Annotated in this window: 19 protein-coding genes; 9 read left to right on the top strand and 10 right to left on the bottom strand. The window is 72.8% G+C overall.

What is annotated here, in order from left to right; genetic code table 11:
* Positions 1-6: 6 nt before the first annotated feature.
* From DC432_RS10495 to DC432_RS10505, 3 genes are read left to right on the top strand one after another with little or no spacing between them, the layout of a single operon-like run.
* A complete protein-coding gene (locus DC432_RS10495; RefSeq protein WP_116537854.1) occupies positions 7-621 on the top strand; it encodes a pyridoxine/pyridoxamine 5'-phosphate oxidase in 615 nt (204 codons plus the stop codon).
* A 3-nt stretch (positions 622-624) separates the two neighbouring features.
* Entirely contained in the window at positions 625-1,458 is an 834-nt protein-coding gene (locus DC432_RS10500; protein WP_116537855.1) for an FAD binding domain-containing protein, read from the top strand.
* On the top strand, positions 1,455-4,271 hold the full coding sequence (locus tag DC432_RS10505) for a molybdopterin-dependent oxidoreductase (RefSeq protein ID WP_116537856.1): 2,817 nt from the start codon (positions 1,455-1,457) through the stop codon (positions 4,269-4,271). Before DC432_RS10500 ends, DC432_RS10505 begins: the two co-directional genes overlap by 4 nt.
* Positions 4,272-4,278: 7 nt before the next feature.
* Here DC432_RS10505 and DC432_RS10510 read toward each other — a convergent pair whose 3' ends face one another.
* From DC432_RS10510 to DC432_RS10550, 9 genes are all read right to left on the bottom strand, one after another.
* Positions 4,279-5,166 carry a helix-turn-helix domain-containing protein gene (locus tag DC432_RS10510; protein ID WP_116537857.1) on the bottom strand — a complete coding sequence of 296 codons (888 nt, stop codon included), beginning with the start codon at positions 5,164-5,166 and terminating at the stop codon, positions 4,279-4,281.
* Positions 5,167-5,375: 209 nt separating this feature from the next.
* Complete coding sequence (locus tag DC432_RS10515; protein ID WP_116537858.1) at positions 5,376-6,233, bottom strand: PhzF family phenazine biosynthesis protein; 858 nt, start codon at positions 6,231-6,233, stop codon at positions 5,376-5,378.
* Positions 6,234-6,267: 34 nt separating this feature from the next.
* Positions 6,268-7,551 (bottom strand): allantoate amidohydrolase, encoded by a 1,284-nt coding sequence (locus tag DC432_RS10520; RefSeq protein WP_116537859.1) that lies wholly within the window; start codon positions 7,549-7,551, stop codon positions 6,268-6,270.
* Complete coding sequence (locus DC432_RS10525) at positions 7,548-8,780, bottom strand: pyridoxal-phosphate-dependent aminotransferase family protein (RefSeq protein ID WP_116537860.1); 1,233 nt, start codon at positions 8,778-8,780, stop codon at positions 7,548-7,550. Before DC432_RS10525 ends, DC432_RS10520 begins: the two co-directional genes overlap by 4 nt.
* Positions 8,780-10,423 (bottom strand): AtzH-like domain-containing protein, encoded by a 1,644-nt coding sequence (locus DC432_RS10530; RefSeq protein ID WP_116537861.1) that lies wholly within the window; start codon positions 10,421-10,423, stop codon positions 8,780-8,782. Before DC432_RS10530 ends, DC432_RS10525 begins: the two co-directional genes overlap by 1 nt.
* Before the next feature lie 163 nt (positions 10,424-10,586).
* Complete coding sequence (locus DC432_RS10535) at positions 10,587-11,771, bottom strand: acetamidase/formamidase family protein (RefSeq protein ID WP_116537862.1); 1,185 nt, start codon at positions 11,769-11,771, stop codon at positions 10,587-10,589.
* Positions 11,768-13,102, bottom strand: a complete 1,335-nt coding sequence (gene allB, locus DC432_RS10540; RefSeq protein ID WP_116537863.1) for an allantoinase AllB — start codon at positions 13,100-13,102, stop codon at positions 11,768-11,770. Before allB ends, DC432_RS10535 begins: the two co-directional genes overlap by 4 nt.
* A gap of 51 nt (positions 13,103-13,153) precedes the next feature.
* Positions 13,154-13,876: an aspartate/glutamate racemase family protein gene (locus tag DC432_RS10545; protein WP_116537864.1), complete on the bottom strand. Its 723-nt coding sequence runs from the start codon at positions 13,874-13,876 to the stop codon at positions 13,154-13,156.
* Positions 13,873-15,522 (bottom strand): NCS1 family nucleobase:cation symporter-1, encoded by a 1,650-nt coding sequence (locus DC432_RS10550; protein WP_116537865.1) that lies wholly within the window; start codon positions 15,520-15,522, stop codon positions 13,873-13,875. Before DC432_RS10550 ends, DC432_RS10545 begins: the two co-directional genes overlap by 4 nt.
* Before the next feature lie 159 nt (positions 15,523-15,681).
* Between DC432_RS10550 and DC432_RS10555 the strand changes: the two genes are divergently transcribed.
* From DC432_RS10555 to hpxO, 4 genes are all read left to right on the top strand, one after another.
* Complete coding sequence (locus DC432_RS10555) at positions 15,682-16,305, top strand: helix-turn-helix domain-containing protein (protein WP_116537866.1); 624 nt, start codon at positions 15,682-15,684, stop codon at positions 16,303-16,305.
* 194 nt (positions 16,306-16,499) lie between these two features.
* The gene (gene uraD, locus DC432_RS10560) at positions 16,500-17,027 is read left to right on the top strand and encodes a 2-oxo-4-hydroxy-4-carboxy-5-ureidoimidazoline decarboxylase (protein WP_116537867.1); all 528 of its coding nucleotides are present in this window, start codon (positions 16,500-16,502) and stop codon (positions 17,025-17,027) included.
* Positions 17,028-17,063: 36 nt separating this feature from the next.
* Entirely contained in the window at positions 17,064-17,384 is a 321-nt protein-coding gene (uraH, locus tag DC432_RS10565; RefSeq protein WP_116537868.1) for a hydroxyisourate hydrolase, read from the top strand.
* Positions 17,385-17,392: 8 nt separating this feature from the next.
* Positions 17,393-18,577, top strand: a complete 1,185-nt coding sequence (gene hpxO, locus DC432_RS10570) for an FAD-dependent urate hydroxylase HpxO (RefSeq protein WP_116537869.1) — start codon at positions 17,393-17,395, stop codon at positions 18,575-18,577.
* Positions 18,578-18,622: 45 nt separating this feature from the next.
* Here hpxO and DC432_RS10575 read toward each other — a convergent pair whose 3' ends face one another.
* A complete protein-coding gene (locus DC432_RS10575) occupies positions 18,623-19,144 on the bottom strand; it encodes an adenine phosphoribosyltransferase (RefSeq protein WP_108320713.1) in 522 nt (173 codons plus the stop codon).
* A 216-nt stretch (positions 19,145-19,360) separates the two neighbouring features.
* Between DC432_RS10575 and DC432_RS10580 the strand changes: the two genes are divergently transcribed.
* Positions 19,361-21,040: a glycoside hydrolase family 13 protein gene (locus tag DC432_RS10580; RefSeq protein WP_116537870.1), complete on the top strand. Its 1,680-nt coding sequence runs from the start codon at positions 19,361-19,363 to the stop codon at positions 21,038-21,040.
* A gap of 28 nt (positions 21,041-21,068) precedes the next feature.
* Positions 21,069-21,729 (top strand): LacI family DNA-binding transcriptional regulator (locus tag DC432_RS10585; protein WP_133177921.1); only part of this gene is annotated, 661 nt, incomplete at its 3' end.

Below are 21,729 nucleotides of genomic sequence, written 5' to 3' on the forward strand. Positions count from 1 at the left end.
GTCGCCATGATCACGGCCGGCACCACGTTCGGTTCCGACATCGACGACGTCGACGCACTCGTCGACGATCCCCTCGCCCTGCTCTCACGGTGGCTGCCCCCGCACGACGGCGAGCTGCGGCCCCTCGCGGCGTTGTCGACGATCGGCCGGGACGGCCTGCCGTCGCTGCGGCACGTGCTCGTGAGCGACCGGGATGCCACGGGCCTGTACTTCCACACCGATTCCGCGAGCGCGAAGGTCGCCGAGATTACGGCGAACCCGGTCGCGGCGATGGCGGTGGCGTGGCCCGAGGTGGGTCGTCAGCTGGTCGTGCGCGGGATCGTCGAGCGGGTCGCCCCGGCCGACGCCGCCGTCGCCTACCGGCAACGCTCGCGGTACCTGCAGCTGCTCGCGTGGGTGAACACGAACGACAACGCCGAGCTCCCCGTCGAGGCGCGACGGCACCTGTGGGCCGAGTTCGACGCCGCCCACCCCGCGCTCGATCCGCCCGAGCGGTGGGCCGGGTTCCGTCTGCGGCCGGTGACGGTGACGTTCTGGCGCGGCGACGCGGCGGGACAGAGCACGCGCCAGCACTACACGCTGACCGACGGTCGTTGGTCGGGCCGGATCCTGGCGGGCTGAGGCATGGACATCACCACCGTCACCTCGTTCCGCCCCGCCCGTTCGCGCGCCGACCTCGCCCTCGCCCCGGGAGAGGTGGTGATCGCGGGCGGCACGTGGCTCATGAGCGAGCCGCAGCCCGGCACGACGGGTTTCGTCGACCTGACCACCCTCGAGTGGCCCGACCTCGAGGTGACCGACGAGGGTCTGCGGATCGCCGCGACCTGCACGATCGCGCGGCTGCTCGACTGGGTCGAGGGCGAGGCGCCGTCCGCCTGGACCTCTCTCGCGCTCGCTCGTCCCGCCGCGGACGCCCTGCTGGCATCCTTCAAGATCTGGAACACCGCCACGGTGGGCGGCAACGTCTGCCAGGCCTTCGCGGCGGGCGCGATGATCGCGCTGCTCTCGACACTGGATGCCACGGCCCTGATCTGGACGCCCGACGGCGGCGAGCGCCGCGTCGCCGTCGCCAACCTCGTGATCGACGACGCCGCGACCTCGCTCGCGCCCGGAGAGGTCGTCCGCGCCCTCGATGTGCCCGCGAACGCGCTGCGCGCACGGGTCGGCCTGCAGAAGATCGCGCTCGCCGAGCTGGGCCGTTCGGGGGCCGTGGTGACGGCGCGGGTCGATCCGGACGGGTCGGCGGTGTTCGTGCTGACCGCCGCGGTGCGTCGCCCGCGCGTGCTGCGTTTCGCGCGCGTTCCTGGTGCCGGAGAGCTGCGGGATGCCATCGCCTCCGCGAGCGACTTCTACACCGACCCGCTGGGCAGCGCCGACTGGCGCCGCGGCGTGAGCGTCGTGCTCGCCGAGCGGTTGCGCCAGGGCTTCGTCCTCGATCGCCGGGAGGACGCCGCGTGAGGTTCACCGTCAACGGCTCCCCCGTCGAGGCGGAGCCGCTCCCCGGCCAGTGCGCGCGCACGCTTCTGCGGCAGACCGGCCACGTCGAGGTGAAGAAGGGCTGCGACGCGGGTGACTGCGGCGCCTGCTCGGTGCTGCTCGACGGCACGCCGACGCACTCGTGCATCGTCCCGGCGATGCGCCTCGAGGGGCGGACGATCACGACGGCCGCAGGACTCGCTCCGGACGACGACCTGCACCCGGTGCAGCAGGCCCTCGCCACGGGCTTCGGCTTCCAGTGCGGCTTCTGCACCCCGGGCATGAGCGTGACGGCGTCCACCCTGACCGCCGACGACATCGACGACCTCGACCGCCGCATGAAGGGGAACCTCTGCCGCTGCACCGGCTACCGCCCGATCCGCGAGGCGATCCGGGCCTCGGTCCTCGGTCCCGTGCGCGAGACGGGTTCCGGATGCCGCGACCAGGCCGCCGCGTCCGACGGCTGCGCGGGCGCGTGCGGCGACGCCCCGGCATCCCCGTCGATCGAGACCGTCGGCGCCTCGGTGGTGCCCGAGGCCGCGCGCCGCATCGTGCAGGGTCGGGAACCGTTCACCCTCGACGAGCCGGTGCCCGGCGGGCCTCCCCTCGTGCTGCGGGTGGTCGTCTCACCGCACGCGCACGCCCGCATCCGGGCGATCGACACCGCGGCGGCCCTGGCCGTACCGGGCGTGGTCGCCGTGTTCACCCACGAGGACGTCCCCGAGGTGCGGTACTCGACCGGTCGACACGAGCACCGCACCGACGATCCCGATGACACGCGCATGCTCGACGACGTCGTGCGTCACATCGGCCAGCGCGTCGCCGCCGTGGTGGCGGAGTCGGCCGAGGCCGCCGACGCCGGGTGCCGCGCCGTGCGGGTCGACTACGAGGTGCTGCCAGCGGTGTTCGATCCCGAAGAGGCCCGCGGGCCCGGCGCTCCGCTCCTGCACCCCGATCGCACCGCCGAAGAACGGGTGATGGATGCCACCCGCAACGTCGTGGCGGGTTTCCACACGGGGCACGGGGGCGACATCGACGAGGCGCTGGCGGCCAGTCACGTCACCGTGTCGGGCGAGTGGCGTTCGTCCCGTGTGACGCATGCGGCACTCGAGACGCACGCGGCGGTCGGCTGGCTCGACGACGACGGGCGGCTCGTGATCCGCTCCTCGACGCAGGTGCCCTTCCTCACCCGCGACGAGATCGCGCACGTCTTCGGCCTCGAGCGCGATCGCGTGCGCGTGCTCGCCGCGCGGGTCGGCGGCGGCTTCGGCGGCAAGCAGGAGCTGTTCACCGAGGACCTCACCGCCCTCGCGGTGCTGAGGCTGGGGCGACCGGTCGCGTACGAGTTCTCGCGCACCGACCAGTTCGTCCGCGCCTCGCTCCGGCATCCCATGCGCGTGCGCGCGACCCTGGGGGCGGATGCCGACGGCCGATTGACCGCGATGAAGCTCGACGTGCTGAGCGACACCGGCGCCTACGGCAACCACGCGATCGGCGTGCTGTTCCACTCGTGCGCCGAGTCGACGACGCTGTACCGCGTCCCGACGAAGTGGATCGACGCCGAGGCGGTCTACACGAACAACCCGCCGTCGGGAGCGTTCCGCGGATACGGGCTCGGGCAGGTGGTGTTCGCGGTCGAGTCCGCGATGGACGCGCTCGCGCAGGAGCTCGATCTCGATCCCTTCGACCTGCGTCGCCTCAACGCGGTGCGCGAGGGCGACTCCCTGCACCCCGACGACGACGAGAAGTACGAAGAAGACCTGATCTGGGGCAGCTACGGCCTCGATCAGTGCCTCGACCTCGCGCAGGACGCCCTGCGCCGCGGAAACGGGGTCGATGCCCCCGCGGGCTGGCTGGTCGGCGAGGGCATGGCGACCGCGATGATCGCGACGATGGCTCCCCGCGGGCACATCGCCCACACCACCGCCACCCTGCGCTCGGACGGCACCTTCTTGCTGCGGGTGGGCACGGCCGAGTTCGGCAACGGCACGTCGACGGTGCACCGTCAGATCGCGGCGACGGTGCTGGATGCCCCTCCCGACCGTCTCGAGCTGTGGGCCGCCGACACCGACGCGGTCCGCCACGACACGGGTGCCTTCGCGTCGGCGGGCACGGTCGTGGCCGGCAAGGCGCTGCACGCCGCCTGTGTCGCGCTGCGGCGACGCATGACCGAGATCGCCGCCGACCTCTCGGGAGGGGATGCCACGACCGCCGAGATGTCGGCATCCGGTGTCCTTGTCGGCGACGAGGTCGTCTCGTGGGACCGCATCGTGGCGGCGGCCCCCGCCTCGCTGCTCGACGAAAACGGCCTGACGGCCGACGGAGCGGAGTTCGGCGACCTGCGCTCGCTCGCCTTCAACGTCCACGCGGTGCGGGTGGCGGTGGATGCCGAGACGGGAACGGTGCGGGTGCTGCAGTCGGTGCAGAGCGCAGACGCGGGCGTGGTGATCAACCCCGCGCAGTGTCGCGGCCAGATCGAGGGCGGAGCCGCTCAGGCGCTCGGCGGAGCGCTGTACGAAGAGGTGCTGCTCGAGGACGGCGTGGTGAAGAACCCGGTGTTCCGCACCTACCGGGTGCCGCAGTTCGCCGACGTGCCCGACACCGAGGTGCTCTTCGCCCGGACCGACGACACCCTGGGCCCGTTCGGAGCCAAGTCGATGAGCGAATCGCCGTACAACCCCGTGGGCGCGGCGATCGGCAATGCGGTGTCGCGCGCCCTGGGACGGCGCGGCTACGAGCTGCCGTTCTCGCGTGACCGGGTGTGGCGTCTCGCCGCCGAGCGGGAGCAGCCCTAGGCGCGGTTCATCGCCGCGGCGCGACGGGCGGCATCTCGACCTCGCCCGGCACCCGACCGCTTTCGCGACGCACCCGGGCCAGGGAACGGGCCGAGGCGAACCCGGAGCGGGCCACCACCTCGTCCCGGGCGAAGCCCGCGGCGAGGAGCGCATCGGCCACCTCCCAACGACGTCGCCGCACGGCATCCCGGGGTGAGCACCCGTGTCGCGCGAAGACGCGAGCCAGGTACTGCCGCGAGACCCCCAGGCTCGTCGCCAGGTGCTGCACGGAGAAATCCGCGCGGACGGCCTCGTCTCGAATGACCGCCATCGCGGCCGCGAACAGCTCGTGCGAACCACCGGACGACGCACCGGACTCGTCGCGCGCGCGGGCGGCGATCAGCGCGACGCACAGTTTCTCGATCCCCGCGCCCAGCTGTTCCCGGGCGGACGGGGGTACGCGCGCGACATCGCCCAGGATCGCCTCCGTCGCGGCGGCCAGGGCACTCCAGGACGGCCCGTCGTCGGCCGTGGGCAGGCGGGTCGCCCCGTCGATCGGCAGATGGGGGGCGGTGATCTCGATCCGGGCGGAGGCGACGACGCTCGTCGCGACGCGAAGGGTGGACGCGGGGTGGACCAGCGCGTCCCCGGCCCGGGTCGTCTCGGTGCGCTCGTCGTCCGCCCACCCCCAGTCCGTGACTCCTTCGGTCTGCAGCACCACCGTCGACCATCGGTCCCCCTCGGGACTCGACGAGGGCGACAGCGCCAGCGGCGTGTGCCGCACCCGTCGCAGCGTCACGGAGGGCAGCTCGATCTCGTCGAAGAACAGCACCGGCGTCGACGCGGCGATCGGTTCGGCGACCAGACCCCGATCGGCGAACCACCGCCGGAGCTCGTCGCCCTCTGCTCGTCCCATCGGTGCCCCCTTTCGGACCCACCCTGGTCGAGACCGCGGCGCCGGCCGGACCGGCGTGACCGTCGGGGGACCGGGTGGTCGACCGCGAGGTCCGCGCGCCGACGACTCGACGGCGGCGGAGCGCGCGGTCGACCGTTTCGCCCGCGTGCTCGGCTCGCCCGCACATCGCTCTCACCCGTGCGGGAACCGCGGCTCCGGCGCGATCCGGATCAGAGGGCGACGGCCGTGCCGCCGACGACGATCCCCCCGGTTGCGGGCACCGCGACGGCGAGCACGCTCGGGCGTCCGACGTGCCGCCCCTGGAGCACGGTGAACGAGAAGGGGGTCGGCATCCCGAGCCGATCCCGCAGGTACGCCCCGAGGGAGGCGGCCGCGGAGCCGGTCGCCGGGTCTTCGGTGATATCGCCGACCGGGAAGAGGTTGCGCGCCTCGACCACCGCCCCGTCGGCCACCTCGCCCCCGACGTGCACCACGGTGACCGTGCCCTTCCACCCCTGCTCGTCCATCAGAGCTCGCACGAGCGCGGGATCGAAGGAGAAGCCGTCGAACCGCTCGCGCGAGGCCACCGCGACCACCGGATGCAGGTTGCCCGCGAACGACTGGGCGAGCGGCATCCGCGGATCGAGGTCGGCGTGAGCCAGGCCCAGTAGGCCGAGCAGGCGGTCGGCGACCTCGGGCGCCAGGTCCGACGTGTGCGGCTCGACGCTGGTGAACCCCGCCGACACACGACCGGTCGCGTCTCGCGACGTGTCGACGGCGACCACGCCCGCGGCGGTATCGAACACGAATGCGCCCTCGCCCTCGGCCTCGGCGAGCGCCACGGCGGTGGCGATCGTCGCGTGACCGCAGAACGGAACCTCGGCGCCGGGCGAGAAGTACCGCACGGCGACCCGGCGGCCGGAGCGCTCACCCACGAACGCCGACTCCGGATGCCCCAGCTCTGCCGCGATGCGCTGCATGTCCGCCTCGGTGAGGGCGGTGGCATCCAGGACGACCCCGGCCGGGTTGCCCCCGCCGGACTGGGCCGCGAACGCCGAGAACTGCAGGATGTCGGGGTGAACGGTCATGCGGCCATTCTCGCGCGGGCGACGCGCGAGGTCGTCAGCGGGGCTCGGCCGCCAGGTGCAGCACCGACTCCGCGAGGGCGCGGATGCCGGCCGCGACGTCGGCTCCCCTCACCGACTCGGCGGGGTGATGGCTGATCCCCTCGGCATTGCGCAGGAAGAGCATGCCGACCCCGGTGATCGCCCCGATCGCCATCGCGTCGTGGCCGGCCCGACTGAACAAGGTCGGGGCCTCGGCGCCGATCCCGGCGCGCACGACGTCCTGCAGCAGGGGCTCACAGAAGACGGCGGGGGCGCTGTGGACCTCGCGGGAGCGCCACCGCAGTCCGCGGCGGCCCATGATGGCATCCAGCTCCGCCGCGATCGCGGTCCAGGTGTGATCGCGGGTGTCGTCGAACTCCCCCCGCAGGTCGAGCGAGAAGTGCGCCTCGCCCGGCACGACGTTCACCGCACCGGGGAACGCCTCGAGCTGCCCCACCGTGCCGATGACGTGGTGCTCGCCGCGGCAGATCCGCTCCACCGCCAGCGCCGCCTCGCTCGCGCCCAGCAGCGCGTCGCGGCGCATGTCGTACGGGGTTCCGCCCGCGTGACGGGCCTCGCCCTCGACGATCAGCTGGAAGCGCCGCGCCGACGCGATCGACGACACCGCGGCGAGCGCCTGGTCGGCGCGATCGAGTTCGGGGCCCTGCTCGATGTGCGCCTCGAGATAGGCGACGAGCTCGTCGGGGCGGCGCGCGGCCTCGCCCACGCGAGCGGGGTCGAGTCCGAACTCGCGGAAGGCCTGGCGCAGCGTGGAGCCGTCGGCATCCGTCAGATCCCACCAGGACTCGTCCCACTGACCGGCCACGGCCGACGAGCCCAGCAGCGCCTTGCCGAAACGCGTGCCCTCTTCGTCGCTGAATGCGATCACCTCGAGGGCGAACGGGAAGGGACTCGCCACGGCGCCGTCGGCGTCGACGTGACGCACGAGCCGGACCACCTCGAGCGCCATGAGCACGCCGACGATCCCGTCGTACCGACCCGCATCGGGGACCGTGTCGAGGTGCGAACCCATCAGCAGGGCGGGCGCGTCGGGGACGCCGGCGGGCGCCAGGCGGCCCACCTGGTTACCCGCCGCGTCCTGCCGCGTCGTCATGCCCAGCTCGCGCATCCACTCCGCGGCCAGACGGTTGACCCGCGCGTGCTCGGGCGAGAGGTACACGCGCTCGATCCCGCCCGTCATCGACGTGACGCGGGCGAGTTCCTCGCACCGACCCATCACGCGTCGCGCCGCCGACGCGATGCGCTCCGGAGACGCCTGCAATCGGGTCTCGAGCGTCATCGCTCCGCCGCCGCGTAAACCCCCTGCGCCGCCTCGACGCCCCCGCCGGCCGGCACCGCAGCGCCGTGGCGCCGCAGCACCGCCTCCAGAGCGGCGAGCGTCGTGAGCACCGCGTCGGTGCGGGCGTTGTAGCCCATCGTGCCGATGCGCCACACCCGGCCGTGCAGCGGACCGAACGACGTACCGATCTCGATCCCGAAGTCGCTCAACAGCTCGGACCGGACCGCGTCGCCGACGACCCCGTCCGGGATCTCGACGGCGACGACGTTGGTCATCTTGTGCGCGACGTCGCCGAACACCGTCAGGCCCAGACCCTCGACACCCGCGAGCATCGCATCGCCGTGCAGGCGGTGGCGGTGGATGGTGGCATCCCGCCCCTCGAGAAGCAGCACGCGGGCGCACTCCCGCGCCCCGTAGAGCATGGTCGTCGCCTCGGTGTGGTGGTTCAGGCGGCGCGGTCCCCAGTAATCGAGGATCATCGCGAGGTCGAAGTAGTTGGAGCGGATGAAGTCGGATGCCGAGGCATCGCCCTCTTCGCGGATCCCCGCCTCGACGCGGGCGCGCGAACGCACCACCTCGACCGCCCGGTCCGACAGGCTGATCGGTGCCGACCCCGACGGGCCCCCGAGGCACTTCTGCAGGCCGGCGGTCGCGGCATCCAGGCCCCACGCGTCCATCTCGAAGGGGTTCCCGCCCAACGACGCCGTCGCGTCGGTGTAGAAGAGGGCGCCGTGCGCGCGGCAGATCTCGCCGATCTCGTCGAGCGGCTGCAGCATCGTCGTCGAGGTGTCGCCCTGGACGCAGGCCACCAGGTGCGGCTTCACCCGCTCGATCGCCTCGCGGATCATCGACACCGGGAAGACCTCGCCCCAGGGCACCTCGATCGTGTGCACCTCGGCGAGCGCACGCTCGGCGATCTCGGCGAGCAGGTGCCCGAAGCGGCCGAAGACCGGCACGAGCACGCGGTCGCCGGGACGGATGAGCGACACCATCGCCGCCTCGATGCCCGCGCGGCTCGTGCCGTCGATGAGCAGCGTCGCCTCGTTGGCGGTGCCCCAGACCTCGCGGTACAGGGCCTGCGTCTCGGTCATCGTCGCCGTCATGAACGGGTCGTACTGGCCGACCAGCGGCGCCCCCATCGCGCGGAGCACGCTCGGGTACGCCGAGATGGGCCCGGGGCCCATGAGCAGACGGGCGGGCGGGTCGATCGGGCCGGGGAGGTGGGACATCAGGACTCCGTGGTGCGAGGGCGGGGCGGGCGGGCGGGGCGGGCGACGAGTGCCTCGAGGCGGCGGGCGAGGCGGACCAGCGCGATGTCGGTGCCCGCGCGGGACACCAGGCACACGCCCACGGGCGCGGCGCCGACGGTCAGCAGGGGCACCGAGACCGCGGGCAGCCCCGCCGCCGCGGCAGGGGCGGTCATGCGCAGGGTCGCGGAGCGGACGGCATCCACATCGGCGGTCCGAAGCGGTGCGGGACCGGGAACCGTCGGAAAGATCAGCACCGCGTCGTGGACGAGATCGGCGAGGTGCGCGGCGATCGGCTCGAGGTCGCGGCGGGCGGCGGCCTCGTCGGCGGCGGTGATGCGCGACGCGGCGGCGAAGCGCTCCGCGACCGCGGCACCCACGGCCCCGGGGTGCGCACGCAGCCACTCACCGTCGTTGCGCCAGGCCTCGGCACCCTGGACCGTCCGGAACGCGGTGAACGTGGCATCCACGTCGACCGCATCGACGGCGCGCAGGGACGGAGGATCCTCGGATGCCGCGAGCGCCGCGAGCAGCCGCGAGAACACCGCGCGGGTGTCGGGATCGACGCAGTCGAGGATCTCTTCGGGCACGAGGAACCGCCACGGCAGGTCGTCGCCCGAGGCGCCGTAGACGTTCTCGGTCGAGGCGGAACCGTCGTAGCTGAGGCACCAGTCGGCCACGCGCTGCAGCGTGTCGCCGTCGCGGGTGAGCCAGCCGATCGTGTCAAACGACTGCGCGAGCGGCAGCATCCCCTGACGCGGGACGAGGTCGTGGGTCGTGCGCAGGCCCCACAGGCCCTGGTACGACGCGGGTACGCGGATGGAGCCCGCGGTGTCGGTCGCGAGACCGACGTCGGCGTGGCCGAGGGCGACGGCCGCGGCCGGTCCGCTCGAGGACCCCCCGGGCAGCGCACCGACGACCGCGCCGTTGGGCGGGGTGCCGTAGTGCACGTTGTCGCCCGCGATCGAATAGGCGAATTCGTCGGTGCGGGCGATCCCCCGCAGCGACGCCCCGGCGCGCAGCAGGTCGGCGACCGCGGGAGCGGTGACCTTCTCGGGACGCGCCTGCTCGAGGTACGTCGGATTGCCGGCGCCGATGCGGAATCCCGCGATCGCGAAGAGGTCCTTCACCGCGACGGTGAGTCCGGCGAGCGGCCCCTCCCACGCGCCCTGCAGGAACGGGTCGCCGACGCTGCGCCAGATCGACCGGTCGAACGCCGGCGTGCGCGGGGTGACGTGCGCTGCGGTGATGACCCACCGGCCGTCGACGTGCTCCCACACCTGCGTCTGCAGACCGCGGCCTCCGCCGGTGAAGCGCGAGACCGACACGAGCAGCGCGACGTCGCCGTCGATGCTCGCGGCGTCGTCGTCGGCGTCCGGACGGGGGCCGCGGGCCAGCGGACGGTAGTGGACGTCGGCGATCTCGCGCGGGGGGACGCCGCCGCGCAACGACCGGAATCCGCTGATCGCGTCGTGTCCGACGAGCAGGCCGCCGGGATCCCCGCGCAGGGTTCCGGGTCCGGGCGCGAAGAACGCGTCGAGCGCGTCGAGGTCGTTCGCGACGATCGCCCGCTCGTACGCCTCGAAGGCCTCCCACAGGTCGGCGGGGATCGTGGCATCCGTCACTGTCGTCCCTCTCTCGGCGCGTCGTCGGACGTCGAGTGTCCACGACACGCGGATGCGCGCGCGACCCGTCCGCGTGTCGTGGACACTGAACCATCGTCCGCAGCGCGACGCGGAAGGATGCCGGGGGCCTCGGCGCGGGCGAGGGCGGCGGCGAGCGCGGGGCTCACGCGGCACCTCCGTCGGTGTCCCGCGGCGCCGGCTCCACCGCCGGAACGGCCGCGAAGTCGGCCTCGCGGATGCGCGCGTGCACGCCCGAGACGATGTCGACGACCTGCGAGATGTCGAAGTCGGTCGCCGCGCTCAGGTAGGCGTAGGCGAGGTGCTCGTCCATCCCCCACCGCCCGTTCATCAGCGCGAGCGCGGCGCGCACGCACGCGCGCATCGCGGCGTCGAGATCGGGGTCCATACCGGTGGGCACGAGGAACTCGGGGGTGCGCACGAGCGGGCCGGTGACGTCTCCGAACGCGGCGCGTGCGGCATCCGCGGGAATCACCTCGAAGCGCAGCGTCGCCCGGAGCGAGGCCTCGAGCGCCGTGAGCGCCACCTCGCCATCGCCCTGGGCGAAGTGCGGATCGCCGACGTAGGCCATCGCCCCCTCGACCTGCACCGGCAGGAACAGGGTCGTCCCCTCGACGAGCAGGTTGATGTCGATGTTGCCGCCGTGGGTTCCGGGCGGGACGGAGTGCGGGCGCTCGTCGCCGGCGACGGCGACGCCCATCGTGCCGAGGAACGGCGCGAGCGGAAAAGCGACGACCGGGGCTCCGCCCTCGACCACGGGCAGCGTGCCGAAGAGCGCACCCGCGCGCTCCTCGACCGCCGCGAAGACGCTGACGTTGTGCGGGGTGCGGGGCAGCTCTCCCGGCAGCGCCCCCTTGCCGTGACGGTTCGAGATGACCCCGTAGGGCACGCGCGGAGCGAGGGTGTCGACGGTGATCTTGAGCAGGTCGCCGGGGCGCGCGCCCGCCACGCGGACGGGTCCGACGACGACGTGCGGTCCGTCGGCGAAGGGATCCCGCGAGACGGATGCCGCGATCTCGACCGCGTCGTCGAGCACCTGGTCGGCGGGCACGCCGTGCGCGCCGAAGAACGCGCGGGGGTCCTTGCCCTGGTCGTCGAGCACGCCCTCGTGGCTGACCGTGTCGAACGTCACGCTCTCGCCCGACGCGATCTCGAGGACCGCCGCGTCGCCCGCGCACGGAAGGCGCCCCCACAGCACGGTCGCCGGGGTGGCGGGGAGGTAGTGGTCGCCGGGGATGGGGCCGGTGTGCGGCTGGAGGATCGGGAAGGGGGAACGGGCGCTGGGGGTCCCGGTCCCGTCGACGGGCTCGGTGACCTCGGCGGCGGTCATGCGGGCACCGCCGTGGGGGCGGGGAGGATCTCGCGACCCTCGCGCTCGGTCACGGGCGCACCGCGACGATAGGCGGACACCCCGCGCAACCAGGTCTCGCGGACGACGCCGAGGAGCGTCTCGCCGTGCCACGGCGACACCGGATTGCGGTACTCGAGGCGGGCGGCATCCACGACGAAAGGCTCATCGGGGGCGAAGGCGACGAGGTGCGCCGGGGCGCCGGGCGCGATCACGCCCAGTCCGGCGAGTCCCGCGATGCGGGCGGGTCCGGTCGTCAGCAGCGGCAGCAGCGACTCGAAGGCGAGGCCCCGCTCGCGGGCCGTCGTGTGCACGGCCGACAGTCCCGTCTGCAGGCCCGAGATGCCGCCCCACGCGAGACCGAAGTCGGGGTGGCCCTTGAGCTCCACGGTCGCGGGCGAGTGGTCGCTGACGATCGCGTCGATCGTGCCGTCGATCACCCCGGCCCACAGCTGATCGCGGTTGTCGCCGCCGCGGATGGGCGGGCAGCACTTGAACGCGCCGGCGCCGTCGGGCACCGCCTCGGCGTCGAGCGTGAGGTAGTGCGGGCAGGTCTCGACCGTGAGCCGGACGCCCTCGGCCTTCGCCGCGCGGACGGCGGCGAGCGCCCCTCCGTCGGACACGTGCACGATGTGCGCGCGCGCTCCGGTGCGTCGCGCGGCGGCGATGACGCGTTCGATCGCGGCGCGCTCGCTCATCGGCGGCCGGCTGCGCTCGAAGTCGCGGTAGTGCGGACCCAGTGCGCCGTCGGCGTGCAGGTGCGCGGGGTCTTCGGCGTGCACGATCAGCAGCCCGTCGAACACGGCCAGCTCGGCGAGGCAGCGCTCGAGCTGGTCGGCGTCGAGGTGGCCGAACTCGTCGATCCCGCTCGGCGAGAGGAAGCACTTGAAGCCCACGACGCCCGCGTCGGCCAGGGCGCGCAGCGAGCCGAGGTTCTCGGGCACGGCTCCTCCCCAGTAGGCCACGTCGACGGCGAGCTTTCCGCGGGCGGCGGCGCGCTTGGCATCCAGCGCCTCCACCGAGGTGGTCACGGGGAGGCTGTTCAGCGGCATGTCGACGACCGTCGTGACGCCGCCCGCGGCCGCCGCGGCGGTACCCGTGGCGAAGCCCTCCCACTCGGTGCGCCCGGGCTCGTCGAGGTGCACGTGCGAGTCGACCAGCCCCGGCAGCAGCACGGCGTCGGAGGGCAGGACGGTGTCGGCCGAGGCGTCGAAGGCGTCGATCCGGGCGATGACGCCGTCGTCGATCACGACGGTGGCGGGGGCGAACGCGCCGTCGAGGTAGACGCGTCGGGCGGCGATCCGGGTGGTCATGCCGCTCACGTTAGGCACCCCGCGTTTCACGAATGTAACCGTCATCAACATTCACGCGAACACCTCGACGGGCCGGCGCACGGGCGGGCTCGCGTACTCGTCGCGCTTGCTCGTACCGAGGCCCATGCGGACCATGCCGGATGCCATCCCCACGGCCGCGGCCACCCCGTCGACCACCGGGACCCCGACACGCACCGTCAGCTCGGCGCACAGGTCGGCCATGCCCGCGCACCCGAGCACGATGACGTCGGCCCCGCCCGCGGCGGCCTCGGCACTCAGCGCCGCGATGGTGGCGACGGCGGAGGACGCGGTGTCTTCGAGGTCGAGGACGGGGATGCCGGTCGCCGCGAGCGAGACGCACGCCCGCTCCATGCCGTAGCGCGAGACCAGGTCGCGGGCACGGCCCAGGGTGCGGCTGAGGGTCGTGACGACGCCGAAGTGCCGCCCCGACACCGCGGCCAGGTGCATCGCGGCCTCGGCGATGCCGATCACCGGAGCGTCGACCAGCTCGCGCGCCGCGTCGAGCCCCGGGTCGCCGAAGCAGGCGACGACGTACGCGTCGGCCGGAGACGGGCCGTCGCGATCGGCGGCGACGAGCTCGACCACGGCCGCGGCGGCGGCGATCTCGTCGACGTGGCTCTCGATCGCCGCGGCGCCGACCTCGGGGCAGACCGCGTCGATCTCGACGCCGGGCCCCGCCACCCCCCGGGCGGCGTCCGCGATCTTCGCGGTCATCGCCCGGGAGGTGTTGGGGTTGATGAGCAGGATCCTCACGCGGTGGCATCCGTCCGCGTCGTTCCGACCGCCTGCACGGGCACCTCGGCCGAGATGGCCGGGGGCTCCGAGGCCGTCGTCGCGGCCGCGCCGTCGACCGTGCCGTCCGAGATGCCCTCGGTCTCGCCCTCGAAGGTCGGAATGCGCGGGTCGAGCCGCTCGAAGAACAGGAAGAGTCCCAGACCCAGCGCGCAGCCGATGAACCAGCTGTAGTCGCTCACGGCAGACACGTCGAACAGACCCAGGTCGGCGAACAGCTTCGGGAAGATCGCCACGGCGACCGTGGGGACGCCCGCGGCGATGACGGCCTTGACCGCGTTCGGGTTGAAGCCGTTGCGATACCAGTAGGGGCCCGCGGCATCCATCGTGAACATCGCATCGACGTTCACGCGCTGGCGAGCGGCGAAGTAGTAACCCGCGATCAGGATGCCGAAGAGCGGGCCGATCAGCGCACCCAGCACGCCGAGCGAGTAGTGGATGGCGTCGCTGTTGGAGTACCAGTTCCAGGGCATGAGGAACGTCGAGCCGACGGCGGCGATCATGCCGCCCGCGCGCCACGAGATCTTCTTGGGCGCGACGTTCGAGAAGTCGAACGCGGGCGAGATGAAGTTGGCGACGATGTTGATGCCGACCGTGGCGGTGACGAAGGTGAGTCCGCCCAGCAGGATCGCGAACGGGGTGTCGATGCGCTCGACGGTGGCGATCGGGTCGGTCAGCAGTTCGCCGAACACCGGGACCGTCGCGGATGCCGTGATGACGGTGAGCAGCGAGAAGAACAGGAAGTTGATGGGCAGGCCCCAGAAGTTGCCCTTCTTGACCGCCGCGAAGCTCTTGCCGTAGCGGGCGAAATCGCCGAAGTTCAGCATCGGGCCCGAGAAGTACGCCACCACCAGCGCGATGGCCGCGAACATCACGGGGATCGACGCCCAGAAGTCGAGCTGCGTGGTCGACAGGGTGAACGAGATGTTCTCGATGCCCGCCTGCGAGACGAGGTACACCGCGAGCACGATCATCACGAGGTAGACCGCGGGGCCCGCCCAGTCGATGAAGCGGCGGATGACCTCCATGCCGTTCCAGAACAGCAGGAACTGCGCGGTCCACAGGATCGCGTACGAGATCCACCCGAGGGCCGACAGCCCCGCGAACGACACGTCGAGCAGGGCGGCGGAACCGGGCACGAACTTGAGGAACACGATGTTCAGCGATTCGGCCGCGAGGAAGGTCTGCACGCCGTACCAGGCGATCGCGATGAGGCCGCGGATGATCGCGGGGATGTTCGCGCCCCGGATGCCGAAGACCACGCGGTTGATGACCGGGTAGGGCACGCCCGTCTTCTGGCTGGGCTTGGCGACGAGGTTGGCGAAGACCTGCACGATGACGATGCCCGCGATCAAAGCCACGAGCACCTGCCAGGACTGCAGGCCGAGGGCGAACAGCGAGCCGGCGGTGACGTAGCCGCCGACGGAGTGCACGTCGCTCATCCAGAACGCGAAGATGTTGTAGCTCGACCACTTCTGCTTGCGCAGCGGAGCGAGGTCCTCATTCGCCAGACGCTCGTCGTAGTGGGGCTTCATGTTGCCGCCCCCGTGGGGGTGGCCGGCGGCCTCCACGAGGTCGTGGGGGCCGGTGAGGGGTGTGGAAGTCATGTCATTCCTCTCAGGACGATGGATGCCACGACGTGGAGTCCGCGGCCGGAGTGGAGCTCTGATGTGAAGTTATGGGTTCACACGACCCCGGCGATTTCGCCCATGTAACGAGTGTGTGAAGTCGCACCTTCACGCCCTCGCGCTCCTTAGACTCGGGACATGTCGCAGTCGCCCGTCGCCGAAGCCGCCGCCGCCGTCGAGCCCGACGCGGGTGCGGACACCGGGGTCGGCACGCGCATCCGCGAGCTGCGGCAGGCGCAGAACATGTCCGCCCGGGCGCTCGCGAAAGCCCTCGGCATCTCGCCCAGCGCCGTGTCGCAGATCGAGCGCGGGGTGATGCAGCCGAGCGTCTCGCGGCTCATCGCCATCACCGACGCGCTCGGCGTCCCCCTGGTCGCGGCCTTCGACCCGGCATCCGATCGCCCCGTCGAACCCGCGGGACCGTCCGGATTCACCCTGCAGCGCGCCGGGCAGTCGCCCGACATCGTGCTCGACAGCGGGGTGTCGTTCCGACGCCTCACGCCCGGGACCTCGCCCGGCGTCGACTACTTCGAATCGGTCTACCCTCCCGGAGCCTCGGCGCACGGCGCCGACGAGCTGTTCCACCACGAGGGCTACGAGGTCGGCACCCTGGTCGCGGGTGAACTGACCATCGACTTCGAGGCGGAGAGGGTGATCCTGCGGGCGGGGGATGCCATCAGCTACCCCTGCTCGGTCCCCCACCGTCTGCACAACACCGGCACGGTCGACGCGGTCGCGCACTGGCTGATCGTGCACGCCTGACGCCGCGGGCGGAGCCGGTCACGAGAACAGGCCGCAGCGCCGGCAACAGGAGAACGACGGGCGCATCGGCCTGTCCTCGTGGCATCCCCTGTTCTCGTGACGCCGCACCCGCGCGGCCGCGGATGTTCGCCACAGCAACATCGCCGACACATCAGGCCACGGGGGCGTAACGCGCGCCGCCTAGCCTGGCGGGCATGCTCCTCACCGACTTCCACGCCGCCGACGACGCCGAAGCGGTCGCCACGGTGCGCGTCTGGGCCGACGTCCCGGGGTGGGTGGACGCCCTCGTCGCCGGCCGGCCCTACGCGAGCGTCGACGCCCTCGCCGCCTACGCCGGCGACCTCGCCTCGGCCTGGTCGCCCGCCGACCTCGAGGCCGCGCTGCACGCCCACCCCCGGATCGGCGCCATGGTGTCGGGCGACGGCGCCGAGGCCGCGGCATCCCGGCGCGAACAGGGTTCCATGGCATCCGCCGCCGACGACGACATCGCCGCGATCGCCGCGGGCAACGCCGCCTACGAGCAGCGGTTCGGCCGGGTCTTCCTCATCCGCGCGGCGGGCCGCACCCCCGGCGAGATGCGCGCCGAGCTCGAGCGCCGCCTCGCCAACGACCCGGACGCCGAGACCATCGAGGCCACGCGGCAGCTCGCCGAGATCGCGCTGCTGCGCCTGCGCACCACCTTCGCCGACGCGACCCCCGCCGAACCGGAGGCGGCGGAATGACCCGCCGCACCCCCCCCACGCCCCGGAGCACCCCGCATGACGCACGTCACCACCCACATCCTGGATGCCACCACCGGCAGCCCCGCGACCGGCGTCACGGTGACGCTGAGCCACCTCGACGGCGCCACCATCGACGCGGCCACCACCGACGCGGACGGCCGCCTCGCCCTGGGCCCCGACGTGCTCGCCGACGGGGACTACGCCCTCACCTTCGGCACCGGCGCCTACTTCCGCGGCCGCGGGGTCGCGTCCTTCCACCCCGTCGTGACGGTGGCGTTCACCGCGTCGGGCGAGGCCCACCTGCACGTGCCGCTGCTGCTGAGCCCGTTCGCCTACTCCACCTACCGCGGCAGCTGAGGAGAACCATGAAGGTCATCGTCATCGGCGCGGGCGTCGGGGGCACCTCCGCCGCCCTCGCCCTGCAGAAGCTCGGTCACGACGTCGTCGTCTACGACCGCATGCGCGAGAACCGCCCCGTCGGCGCGGCCCTGTCGCTGTGGTCGAACGGGGTCAAGGTGCTCAACTGGCTCGGCCTCGGCCCGCAGGTCGCCGCCCTGGGCGGCCGCATGGACGACATGGCCTACTACGACGGCCATACGGGCGACGAGCTCTGCCGCTTCAGCCTCGCCCCCGTCACCGCGCAGACGGGCCAGCGGCCCTACCCCGTCGCCCGCGCCGATCTGCAGGCGCTGATGATGGATGCCGTCGGCCCCGCCCACATCCGACTCGGCATGCAGCTGACCGGTGTCGCCGAGCACGACGGCGTCGTGACCGCCACCTTCGCCGACGGCACCACCGACACGGCCGACCTGCTGATCGGCGCCGACGGGGCGCGATCGATCGTGCGGGACTACGTCACCGAGCCCACCGGCATCCGTCCCGAACGCTCCTACTCGGGCTACGTGAACTACAACGGCCTGGTCGCCGCCGACGAGCGCATCGGACCGCTCGAGCAGTGGACGACGTACGTCGGCGACGGAAAACGCTGCGCCGTGATGCCCGTGGCGGGCGACCGGTTCTACTTCTTCGTCGACGTGCCCGGTCCGTCCGGTGTCGTCGAGGACCGCATGGCGGCGCTCGAGCACGCGTTCGGCTCGTGGGGCGCCCCGGGCGTGCGCGCGCTGCTCGACGGCATCGACCCCGACGAATCGCTCAACCGCGTCGAGATCTGGGACATCGACCCCTTCGACACGTGGGTGCGCGGGCGCGTCGCCATCCTGGGGGATGCCGCGCACAACACCGCCCCCGACATCGGCCAGGGGGCCTGTTCGGCGCTGGAGGACAGCTTCGCGCTCGGCATCGTGTTCGCCACCGCGACGCTGGGCGTCGAGGACTCGCTGCGGCGCTACGAGCGCATCCGCACCGAACGGGCGGGCGACCTGGTGCTGCGCGCGCGCAAGCGGGCGTTCGAGACCCATGCGTTCGACGTCGCCGCAACCCAGGCCTGGTACGACGGACTGCGCCGCGAGGACGGGACGGGCGTCATCCGGGGCATCGTCGGCAACATCGAGGGAAGTCCCGTCGAGCTCGGCGCGAGCGTGCTCGGCTGAGACGCGCTCGGCTGCGGCGCGCGCGTGCGCGGCTGCGGCGCGGGGTTAGACGTGGAAGACCGCGTGCACGTCGCCGAGGGCCTCGCGGCCGCCCAGCCCGTCGATCTCGAGCAGCGTGGCGATCCCGACGACCTCGCTCCCCACGGCCTGCAGCAGGTCGCGGCCCGCGCCCAGGGTGCCGCCCGTGGCGAGGACGTCGTCGAGCAGCAGCACGCGCGCGCCCGCGGCGTTGTCGTCGTGCATCTCGATCCGCGCCGAGCCGTACTCGAGGTCGTACGACATCGTGGCGGCGGGGCGGGGCAGCTTGCCCGCCTTGCGGATCGGCATGAGTCCGACGTTCGCGGCGATCGCCGCCGCGCCGGCGAGCAGGAACCCGCGCGCTTCGACACCCGCGACGGCGTCGAAGCGACCGGCGAAGGGTTCGATGAGGGCGTCGACGACGGTGCGCAGGGCCGCGGCATCCGTCAGAAGGGGCGTGATGTCGCGGAACACGATCCCGGGCTGGGGGTAGTCGGGGATGCTCGTGATGAGCGATTCAGCGCGGGCGAGGGCGGTGGCGTCGGGCACCCGTCCAGCCTAATCGCGGCGCCCCCGGGCGTCCCGTCGCGGCGACGGCGCGACCGCCCGACGCCGCTCCATGGTCGAGTGTCCACCACACGCCGCGAGCCGGCGGACGAACACGGCGTGCCCTGGACACTCGACATCGCGAACGAGCGGTGGAGGCCGCGAAGGCACACTCGACGTGTCTATCGAACGTGCAAGCGCTTGCAGTAGCCTGGGCGCATGACTTTCACGCAGGAAGACGCGCGCGCCGAACTGGCCTCGGCACCGGGCTCGGAGTGGTGGCGCACCGCCGTCATCTACCAGATCTACCCCCGCTCGTTCGCCGACGCCTCGGGCGACGGCCTGGGCGACCTCCCCGGCGTCACGGCGCACCTCGACGACCTGCGCGAGCTGGGGGTGGATGCCATCTGGCTCAGCCCCTTCCAGACGTCGCCGCAGAAGGACGCCGGCTACGACGTCGCCGACTACCGCGACGTCGACCCGATCTTCGGCACGCTGGCCGACTTCGACGCGATGCTCGCGGGCGCGCACGAGCGCGGCATCCGCGTGATCGTCGACCTCGTCCCCAACCACTCCAGCGATCAGCACGTGTGGTTCCAGCAGGCGCTGAAAGCCGCCCCCGGCAGCCCCGAGCGTGCGCGGTACATCTTCCGCGAGGGCAAGGGCGAGAACGGCGAGCTGCCCCCCAACAACTGGGAGAGCGTCTTCGGCGGCGGCATGTGGAAGCGCGTGACCGAGGCCGACGGCACGCCCGGCCAGTGGTACCTGCACATCTTCGACGAGACCCAGCCCGACTTCGACTGGACCAACGAAGAGGTGCGCGCCGAGTTCCGCGACGTGCTGCGCTTCTGGCTCGACCGCGGGGTCGACGGCTTCCGCGTCGACGTCGCCCATGGCCTGATCAAGGCCGAGGGCCTGCCCGACTACACGCCCGACCCCGAGGGCGGCTCGATGGGCGGCGACGCCGACGCCGTGCCGTACTGGGGCCAGCCGGGCGTGCACGAGGTGTGGCGCGAATGGCACGAGGTGCTCGCCGAGTACGACGGCGACCGCGCGCTGTGCGCCGAGGCGTGGCTGCCGACGGTGGCCGAGACGGCCCTGTGGGTCCGCCCCGACGAGATGCACCAGGCGTTCAACTTCCACTACCTCGAGACGAAGTGGGATGCCGCAGCCCTGCGCGCCGTAATCGAGGAGTCCCTCGCCGAGTACGGCGCCGTCGGCGCCCCGAGCACATGGGTGCTGTCGAACCACGACGTCGTGCGCCACGCCTCGCGCCTGGCGCTGACGGCCGAGAACCCCCAGGGCGCCGGCATCGGACCGAAGTCGCCCGGCCAGCCCGACCCCGTCAAGGGCCTGCGCCGCGCCCGCGCCGCCACCGCGCTGATGCTCGCGCTCCCCGGCTCGTCGTACCTGTACCAGGGCGAAGAGCTCGGCCTGCCCGAGGTGATCGATCTGCCCGACGACGCCCGCCAGGATCCGACGTGGTTCCGCACGAACGGCGAGCGCTACGGTCGTGACGGATGCCGCGTGCCCCTGCCGTGGACCGCGGACTCCCCCGCCTACGGCTTCAACGACACCGGCGCCTCGTGGCTGCCGCAGCCGAGCGAGTGGGCCGACCTGGCCCACGACGTGCAGGTCGACGACCCGGCCTCGCCCCTGTCGATGTACCGCGCGTTGCTCGCCGAGCGTCGCGCCCGCGGCCTGGGCGCCGGCGCGCTGGAGTGGATCGACGGATACGGCGACGACGTCGTGGCGGCACACAACGGCTCGGTGCTCGTGATCGCCAACCTCGGCGACGCGAGCGTCGACCTGCCCGCGGGCGAGGTCCTCGTGGCGAGCGGCCCGCTGGACGGCGACCGCCTGCCCACCGACACGACGGTCTGGATCGCGGCGGCCTGAGCCGCGGCATCCCTTCTCGGACGAGACCGTGGCCGGTATCGACGACGTCGCCCGCCGGGCGGGAGTGTCGACGGCCACGGTCTCGCGTGCTCTGAGCGGCCGGGGTCCCGTGTCCGCCGCGACGCGCGACCGCGTACGTGCGGCGGCCGATGCCCTCGGGTACGTCGTGTCGGCCTCGGCCTCGAGCCTCGCGACGGGGCGGACCCGCGCCGTCGGCGTGGTCGTGCCGTTCCTGGACCGCTGGTTCTTCAGCACCGTGCTGGCCGGCATCTCGGACGGCCTGGTCCGCCGCGGCTACGACATCACGCTGTACAGCGTCAGCGAGGACCCCGCCGAACGGCGCCGCGTCTTCGACGACCACCTGCGTCGCCAGCGCATCGACGCGGTGATCACGATCGCCCTCGAATTGGATGCCGCCGAATCAGCGCACCTGCGCGGACTCGGCGTGCCCATCGTCGCGATCGCCGGCCCCAACCCGCTGCTGACCACGCTGACCGTGGACGACCTCGCCGTCGGTCGTCTCGCGACCGCGCACCTGCTCGACCTCGGCCACCGGCGGATCGCGCACATCGGCGACGACGGCGCCGGTTCCGCCGACACGGGCTCGTCGGTGCCGGCCCTGCGCCGCCACGGCTTCGTCCGGAGCCTCGCCGACGCCGGCGTCGACGAGGCTCCGGACGAAGCCGTGG

The organism is Microbacterium testaceum (genome assembly GCF_003075375.1).
GTDB classification, from domain to species: domain Bacteria; phylum Actinomycetota; class Actinomycetes; order Actinomycetales; family Microbacteriaceae; genus Microbacterium; species Microbacterium testaceum_E.

Excerpts from the sequence above, each read along its gene's own strand:
- DC432_RS10555 (WP_116537866.1), top strand. The coding sequence starts at position 15,682 with ATGTCGCAGTCGCCCGTCGCCGAAGCCGCCGCCGCCGTCGAGCCCGAC.
- DC432_RS10510 (WP_116537857.1), bottom strand. The coding sequence starts at position 5,166 with ATGGGACGAGCAGAGGGCGACGAGCTCCGGCGGTGGTTCGCCGATCGG.
- allB (WP_116537863.1), bottom strand. The coding sequence starts at position 13,102 with ATGACCACCCGGATCGCCGCCCGACGCGTCTACCTCGACGGCGCGTTC.
- DC432_RS10535 (WP_116537862.1), bottom strand. The coding sequence starts at position 11,771 with ATGACCGCCGCCGAGGTCACCGAGCCCGTCGACGGGACCGGGACCCCC.
- DC432_RS10520 (WP_116537859.1), bottom strand. The coding sequence starts at position 7,551 with ATGACGCTCGAGACCCGATTGCAGGCGTCTCCGGAGCGCATCGCGTCG.
- DC432_RS10550 (WP_116537865.1), bottom strand. The coding sequence starts at position 15,522 with ATGACTTCCACACCCCTCACCGGCCCCCACGACCTCGTGGAGGCCGCC.
- hpxO (WP_116537869.1), top strand. The coding sequence starts at position 17,393 with ATGAAGGTCATCGTCATCGGCGCGGGCGTCGGGGGCACCTCCGCCGCC.
- DC432_RS10495 (WP_116537854.1), top strand. The coding sequence starts at position 7 with ATGATCACGGCCGGCACCACGTTCGGTTCCGACATCGACGACGTCGAC.
- DC432_RS10525 (WP_116537860.1), bottom strand. The coding sequence starts at position 8,780 with ATGTCCCACCTCCCCGGCCCGATCGACCCGCCCGCCCGTCTGCTCATG.
- DC432_RS10580 (WP_116537870.1), top strand. The coding sequence starts at position 19,361 with ATGACTTTCACGCAGGAAGACGCGCGCGCCGAACTGGCCTCGGCACCG.
- uraD (WP_116537867.1), top strand. The coding sequence starts at position 16,500 with ATGCTCCTCACCGACTTCCACGCCGCCGACGACGCCGAAGCGGTCGCC.
- DC432_RS10500 (WP_116537855.1), top strand. The coding sequence starts at position 625 with ATGGACATCACCACCGTCACCTCGTTCCGCCCCGCCCGTTCGCGCGCC.
- DC432_RS10515 (WP_116537858.1), bottom strand. The coding sequence starts at position 6,233 with ATGACCGTTCACCCCGACATCCTGCAGTTCTCGGCGTTCGCGGCCCAG.
- uraH (WP_116537868.1), top strand. The coding sequence starts at position 17,064 with ATGACGCACGTCACCACCCACATCCTGGATGCCACCACCGGCAGCCCC.